Origin of the sequence: Vibrio sp. ECSMB14106 (genome assembly GCF_000972265.1) — a bacterium.
Classification (GTDB): Bacteria; Pseudomonadota; Gammaproteobacteria; order Enterobacterales; family Vibrionaceae; genus Vibrio; species Vibrio kanaloae.
On record NZ_LAUM01000006.1, the window covers coordinates 211,166 to 218,486 of the forward strand.

The window sequence follows — 7,321 nt, forward strand, 5'->3', positions numbered from 1 at the left end:
GTTCGGCCTAACTTGGTTCGGCTTAGCTTGATGTGATCAATTACGCTTTACACTTTAAAGCGCTCCACATCTTGGCGCATCGACTGTGCAGCATGGCTCATTTCGTTTGAGCTATTGCGACTGCTTTCTGCTTGCTGTGCAAGATCGTCAGAGGCATCTTTGATCCCTTGTGTATTGCGGCTGATGTCTTCGCTTACGGCGCGCTGTTCTTCTGCGGCACTGGCAATTTGTAGCGCCATGTCGTTGATTTCAGTGATCGCTTGGGTGATTTTAGTGAGGCTGCCATGGGCTTGCTCTGCGAATCCAACACTATTTTCCGCCAACTGAGTGCTGGTGGTCATGCTGTCAACGGCATGTTCGGTATTCTTCTGCAGCGTATCAATCATCTCGCGGATCTCTTCCGTTGAGCCATGCGTTCTTTGACTTAGCACGCGAACTTCATCGGCCACAACGGCAAACCCACGGCCTTGTTCACCCGCACGGGCGGCTTCAATGGCGGCATTCAATGCCAGCAGGTTGGTTTGCTCGGCAATGCCTTGAATGGTCGATAGGATCTGGTTGATGCTCTGAGCGTTGCTCTCCAATTCACGAATAACATTGGCGGCGTCTTCAACTTGCGTTGCCAAGCCAGTAATGGCATCACGGTTTTGCTGAATAACCTCTTGGCCTTCATCACAAGCGGTAGCTGACGCTTGAGAAGCGGATGCGGTTAGTTCAGCATGGCTGGCCACTTCTGCGGCGGTGGCCGACATTTCATGAATCGCGGTCGCAATCTGGGTGATGTCATTTTGTTGATTTTCAACGCGAATTGAAGATTGGGTCGCCAGTTGATTGGCTTTTTCTGAATGATTGTTTAAATCGTGGCTGTGCTCAATGACCCCCTTAAGCATGCTTTGCATTTGGCTTAAGAACTGGTTGACGAGCTCGGCAAGTTTGCCAATTTCGTCCATGCGTTTGATGTCAATTCGCTGAGTGAGATCGCCTCTGCCTTGAGCGAGTTGGGTCAGCGCTTCAGACAATGTTTGCAATGGGTAGAGTAAGCGGTTGATGACTATGGTGCTCGCAATTGAAATGACGATGTACAAAATGAAAGAAGTCAGCGTGATAAATTGAATGGCATCGGATACCGCAGAAAATGCCATGGCTTTATCGATAACAATGCCGAGTGACCAGTTGGTATTTGGAACGTTAGCAATGTAGACCATTTTATCCCCTTGGCCTGGCCAAGTAAGCGTGGTGATCATTTGGTTTTTAATCAGTTGCGAAACTCGGTTTGCTGTTAACTCTGGGTTCAAACTGGTCAAGGGTTTTTGGCTGAGCGCTTCATCACTGTACGCAACGATGTTGTTGTTGCCATCGACTAAAAATGCAAAGCCATCGTTCTCGAGTTTTACATTAAGCACCGTATCAATGATGCTAGTGACGGTTAAATCTGCCGCAAGGACACCCTGTTTTTCACCGTTGAATGCTTTAGCAAAACTGATGACGATGCTGCCATCGAAATCTTGATAGGGTTCGGTAATGATGAGATCGGACGTTGCGTTGGCATCTTGATACCAAGGGCGAGTGCGAGGATCGTAGCCTGCTGGCCAATCTTCCCCTTTGTCGCCATAAGCAATAGTGCCGTCGCTGAATCCTGCATAAACAGACAGGAACTGTCCGGCTTGTTTGGTGATTAACAACTCGCGGTCAGAGTTATTACTGTTGGAAACAGTAGCTTCATTGGCCAGCATCATATCACTGCGAATGGAGAGCCAATCGGCAATGTAATTCGTGGTGCCGACACTCACATTTTTCATTTCTTGGTTGATCGCAATTTCAGTCTCTTGATTAAGCTGATTCACTGATATCCAAGCTTGAGCGCCACTTACGACGGCGATAATAACCGCGATTGCGATCTGAATTTTAAATTTAATAGTATGTCTCAAGGTCTATTCCTCCCTTTTTAGACAAAACGCGAATTAAAGTGACGTACTTGATATTGCAATGATGTGTTACTGGTACGTGTATAGTGTCGTTATATGAAGCGTTATAAATGTGTTTAAAATCAAAAATTTAAAAATAATTGTGATTTTTTTAATAAACAGTGAAGTGAAATCACAATTATCTATCGATTAGAACTTGATAAGCCCTCCAGATACGAAATAACGATGGCTATCTGGAGGGCGGTGATAAGAAGTTAACGCGCTAGGTGATAATAAATAGCGCGAGGTAGACGAGCAGCAAGCCGATGACCCCTAAGATGACCCCCATCTTCGCCATGTCTTTACTTTCGATAAGCCCAGTGGAGTAGGCCAATGAGTTTGGTGGTGTCGATACTGGAAGAATCATCCCCAGTGATGCTGAGAAAGCGACCACAACCAGCAAGCCTTGTAGGCCACCAATCGCAACTAGGCTTTCCATGGAAGCACCAATTGCAGCGGCTATCGGCATCAGCAAGTTGGCCGTCGCGGTGTTTGACATGAAGTTGGCCATTAACCAACACACAATCGATAGAGTGAGCACCACTGCTGTAGGCGACAAGGATTCATAATCAATCGCGTGCGCTAATGCTGCTGCTAAGCCTGTTTTATCTAAGCCGATACCAATAGCAATACCACCTGCAACCAACCACAACACATCCCAGTTAATTAGCTTGAGTTCTTCTTTGCCCATGATGCCAGTGAGAGTAAACACAGCCAGTGGAATAATAGACACGACATAAGTGTTCATGCCGTGCAGTTTGGTGGTCATCCACAATAAGATTGTCGCAGCGAAGGTGATGTAAACCACAATCGCTCGCCAGCTCTTTCTAAATTGTCCATCGAGCTTGAGCACCATGTTTCTTTCTTTAGAAGGGAAGAGTTTTTGTAGAAGAAACCAAGCGATGGTGAGTTGGATGATCACAAAGGGTAAGCCCATCATCATCCAGCTGAGGAAGTCGATACTGTTCTCACCCGTCAGGTATTGCAGTGCTATGGCATTGGGCGGTGTACCGATTGGTGTCGCGATACCACCGGTGTTAGCAGCAATTGGAATACACAACACGAGCGCTTTGATACCCATATCGCCTTTTGGTGCAGATGCCACGATAGGACCGAGCAGCGCAAGCATCATTACCGTTGTTGCAGTATTCGACATAAACATCGAGAACACAGCAGTAATCAGCATTAAACCGAGCATAATGAAGCGCGGTTCTGTACCGAAGGGCTTGAGTAAAACCCGAGCTAGGTTGTTATCTAATTCGTATTTTGAGGCAGAGATTGCAAGCGCAAAACCACCCATAAAGAGAATAATGATAGGCGATGAAAATGCACCGAATATGTCGGTATATTTGATTAAATCACCGAGATCGTGTCCTGATGGTGGGTTTCTAAATAAGTGTAGGCCTTTGTCGGATATCATCACTAATTCTAGTGCAATGATCAAAATCGAAGTGGCAAATACTGGCACCGGTTCTAGAACCCAAAGCAGTGCCGCTAACAGGAATATTGCCAGCAAGCGATGCTGAATGAGAGTGAGGTCATCGATTGGGATTGAATCGATCGGCATGAGTAACACGCCTAAGGGAATCGCAAAACAAATCAACAGCTTGACCAAGACGCCAACATTGAGTTTAGGCATGACACAAAGACCCTATTAATAAAATATCTTCAAATAGAATAAGTTATCTGTTTTTTTTGTACTTGGAGGTGGGTTGTAAAAACGAAAAGTTGTTCAAGATTTCAACGACTGTTTTGTTTTTGGTCAAACTTTTACGGGGGAGTTCTAGGTTTGTTACGAGCAGGATCGACAGCAATGAAAAAGGCGCGTTATTGACTAGAAATAACGCGCCTTTAAAAGATTGAGCAGTTAACTTGTATTTAATTTACATGTCAATGCACAAGGTTAGGATTGGTCTGTGTTCTCAGTTGAATCAGCCGTTTCAGCCTCTACTTCCTGACCCGCAATGTGCGCGAAAGGTGTGCCCAGAACGGTTTTCACGCCATTCTGCATCGTTTCATCAAACTTGATGGCGTCTTTAGCAAATAGGTTGATGACCGTTGAACCAAGCTTAAAGCGACCCATCTCTTCGCCTTTCTTCAAGATGACGGATGTGTCACCTTGTGCTGGGTAATCCCATTTGTAGACAGAGTTACCGCGAGGTGGTGTGATGGTGCCAGCCCATACTTGCTCGATGCTGCCGACAATGGTCGCACCAACAAGCACTTGTGCCATTGGGCCAAACTCGGTATCAAAGATACAAACCACACGCTCGTTACGTGCGAATAGATTTGGAACGTTCTCTGCTGTTAGCGGATTTACTGAGAAAAGATCACCTGGAACGTAGATCATCTGGCGCAATGTACCGTCGCATGGCATGTGCACGCGGTGGTAATCACTTGGTGATAGGTAAAGCGTTGCGAATTCACCGTCTTTAAACTCATCCGCCAGCGCTGCATCGCCACCCAATAGCTCGCGCGCTGAGTAGTTGTGGCCTTTCGCTTGAATCAGTTGACCGTCAGTAATGGGGCCAAATTGGCTGACGCAAGCGTCGGCAGGGTGAACAATAACAGAGTCACCTTCGGCAATAGGGCGCATGTCTTCTTTTAATTCACGTACGAAGAATTCATTGAATGTTTTAAAGTGTTTTGGATCGCTATGCAGCGCTTCATCCATGTTCACTTTGTATTGTTTGATGAACCAGTTGATAACCGCTGTCGTTAAGCCGCCCGCTTTAGCCGACGCTAATTTACCGACTAGTCGAGTCAGTCCATGTTGTGGAATCCAGTACTGCAATCCAACTTTAATCTTATCCATTGTATTAATTTTCCAATGCTGTTTGTTTTTGATGCTAATCGCTTTCAATGCTAGTCGCTTTTAGTGCAAACGAGGTTATGACGGTTTAGGGCGCGAGATGTTACTTAAAATCGCGGCCATTGTCAGTAATCACTGTCATCGTCAGTAAAAGCACATGCTTGTTCACCAGAGTGCGGTTAGAGATCCGCTTTCTTACTTCGCGAGTACTGACGGTTATCTTTGTTGTCAGCCATTGTTTCAATAATGCGATGGTAACTAGCGAAACGTAAGCGACTAATTCTGCCATCTTCAACGGCTTCACGCAGAATACATCCAGGGTCGTCATTGTGTTTGCAGTCACGGAACTTACAACCGCCTAAGTATGGCTTGAATTCAATGAAAGCGTCAGTGATCTCATCCGGTTCTAAGTGCCATAGGCCGAATTCACGTACGCCTGGAGAGTCGATTAGGTCGCCGCCAGAAGGGAAGTGGTATAAACGAGCTGCCGTGGTGGTATGCTGACCAAGACCTGAGTTCTCAGAGACTTCGCCTTCTTCAATGTCGAGCGTTGGCATCAATGCATTTACTAGGCTTGATTTACCCACACCCGATTGGCCAACAAAGATGTTGATGCGATCTTTTAGTTCAGCTTCCAGCTCTTTGATGCCGTAGCCAGACTCTTTACTTACAAACATCACTTTATAGCCAATTTTCTCATATATTGTCAGTGTTTCACTGTATTCCGTAATTTGCTGTTCAGTGAGTAAGTCGACCTTATTGAGAACCACAAGCGGGGCAATGTTTACCGTTTCTGAAGCAATCAAATAGCGGTCAATGATATTAAGTGAAAGCTCCGGTAGCACGGCTGAAACAATAACCATTTGGTCAACGTTGGCAGCAACCGGCTTTAGGCCATCGTAGTAATCAGGGCGAGTCAGCATTGAAGTTCTCGGTTCAACCGCTTCCACAACGCCAGAAATTCCGGCCATTGATTCTAAGCCTGCGCGCCAGATAACTCGGTCACCAGAAACTAAAGTCTCAATACTACGGCGTAAGTTACAACGATGAACTTCGTTAGTTTCAAGATCTTCGATATCAGCATGCTGACCAAAGCGTGTAATAACTAATCCACTCTTTGTACCGCCAAGCATGTTTTCATCCCACTGGATAGAATCTTCTTTCTTGAGTCGCTTGTTCTGGTTGCTACGTACACGACGTACTTGACCTTTGGTTAATTTCTTTTTTTTAGCCACAATTTTTCACTTAACACATCTAACTTGATGATTGGGGACTCAAACAAGGTGTTGCTGGTGCCATATGATTTCGATGGCCCTAAAGCTAGTTTGAGTATAGTTATTTGGGTATAGTACCTCTTTTACACATAAACAAATAGGCGACGCCTTATGTCCTTTAGCGATCAGAACCTTATTTGGGTTGATCTAGAGATGACAGGACTTGATCCTGAAACTCATAAAATCATTGAAATTGCGACTATCGTTACTGATAGTGAGCTTAACATCCTGGCTGAAGGACCTGTTTTGGCTATTCACCAACCTCAGAGTGAATTGGACAAGATGGACGAGTGGTGCACAACGACTCATACCGGCAGCGGCCTAGTGAAGCGAATTCAAGAAAGTACGGTTTCAGAACAAGATGCAATCCAACAAACGATTGAATTTCTTGAGAAGTGGGTACCAAAAGGTAAGTCACCAATTTGTGGCAACAGCATTGGCCAAGATCGCCGTTTCCTATACAAGCACATGCCTGAATTGGAAGAGTACTTCCACTACCGCTATGTTGATGTCAGTACCTTGAAAGAACTTGCTCGTCGTTGGAAGCCTGAAGTGTTAGATGGGTTTTCTAAGTCGGGGAGTCACCTGGCATTAGATGATATTCGTGAGTCGATCGCTGAGTTGCAGTACTATCGAAAAACGATTATTAATATCTAATCAGATCAAACGATCACGTTTATCTAACTTTTCAGGGACCTAAGAGCTGATTTTTTTGAAAATCTGTGTGCTTTTACAGCAGTTGAGTAAAAACTTGCGTAATTTTGCATTAAGGACTTGCATCACAAAAAAATGCTCTTATAATTCGCAGCCCTGAACGACGAAAGACGTTTCAGATTGCGATACTAGCTCAGTTGGTAGAGCGCAACCTTGCCAAGGTTGAGGTCATCGGTTCGAACCCGATGTATCGCTCCAAATTCTCTCTTGTGCTTTGCACTGAAGAAGATGGTCAAGTTCCATTGTACTTAACAATGCATCCGGACGCGGGATGGAGCAGTTTGGTAGCTCGTCGGGCTCATAACCCGAAGGTCGTCGGTTCAAATCCGGCTCCCGCAACCACATTACAGTTAGACGTTGATTTGCTGCGTGTAAGCAGAGAAGATTAACGGTTAGCTTATGCGATACTAGCTCAGTTGGTAGAGCGCAACCTTGCCAAGGTTGAGGTCATCGGTTCGAACCCGATGTATCGCTCCAATTTCTTTCTAAGAATTGATATTGGAAATATAGAGTCATCAACTTAAATGATGCATCCGGACGCGGGATGGAGCAGTTTG

The 7,321-nt window shown here is 45.3% G+C and carries 5 protein-coding genes and 3 tRNA genes; 4 read left to right on the forward strand and 4 right to left on the reverse strand.

Annotated elements, in window-relative coordinates:
* Positions 1–47 precede the first annotated feature (47 nt).
* The 4 genes from WR49_RS06790 to rsgA form a co-directional block, all read right to left on the reverse strand.
* Positions 48–1,928 carry a methyl-accepting chemotaxis protein gene (locus WR49_RS06790; RefSeq protein ID WP_046223498.1) on the reverse strand — a complete coding sequence of 627 codons (1,881 nt, stop codon included), beginning with the start codon at positions 1,926–1,928 and terminating at the stop codon, positions 48–50.
* Positions 1,929–2,187: 259 nt separating this feature from the next.
* Complete coding sequence (locus WR49_RS06795; protein WP_046223499.1) at positions 2,188–3,603, reverse strand: SLC13 family permease; 1,416 nt, start codon at positions 3,601–3,603, stop codon at positions 2,188–2,190.
* A 264-nt stretch (positions 3,604–3,867) separates the two neighbouring features.
* Positions 3,868–4,779: an archaetidylserine decarboxylase gene (asd, locus tag WR49_RS06800; RefSeq protein WP_046223500.1), complete on the reverse strand. Its 912-nt coding sequence runs from the start codon at positions 4,777–4,779 to the stop codon at positions 3,868–3,870.
* Between the two features lie 176 nt (positions 4,780–4,955).
* A complete protein-coding gene (rsgA, locus tag WR49_RS06805) occupies positions 4,956–6,011 on the reverse strand; it encodes a small ribosomal subunit biogenesis GTPase RsgA (RefSeq protein ID WP_046223501.1) in 1,056 nt (351 codons plus the stop codon).
* Between the two features lie 150 nt (positions 6,012–6,161).
* On the opposite strand from rsgA, the gene orn reads away from it, so the two are divergent.
* From orn to WR49_RS06825, 4 genes are all read left to right on the forward strand, one after another.
* The gene (gene orn / locus WR49_RS06810) at positions 6,162–6,707 is read left to right on the forward strand and encodes an oligoribonuclease (protein WP_017055371.1); all 546 of its coding nucleotides are present in this window, start codon (positions 6,162–6,164) and stop codon (positions 6,705–6,707) included.
* 179 nt (positions 6,708–6,886) lie between these two features.
* Positions 6,887–6,962 (forward strand) — tRNA-Gly (locus tag WR49_RS06815).
* 67 nt (positions 6,963–7,029) lie between these two features.
* Positions 7,030–7,106, forward strand: a tRNA-Met gene (locus WR49_RS06820).
* 59 nt (positions 7,107–7,165) lie between these two features.
* Positions 7,166–7,241 (forward strand) — tRNA-Gly (locus WR49_RS06825).
* Positions 7,242–7,321 lie beyond the last annotated feature (80 nt).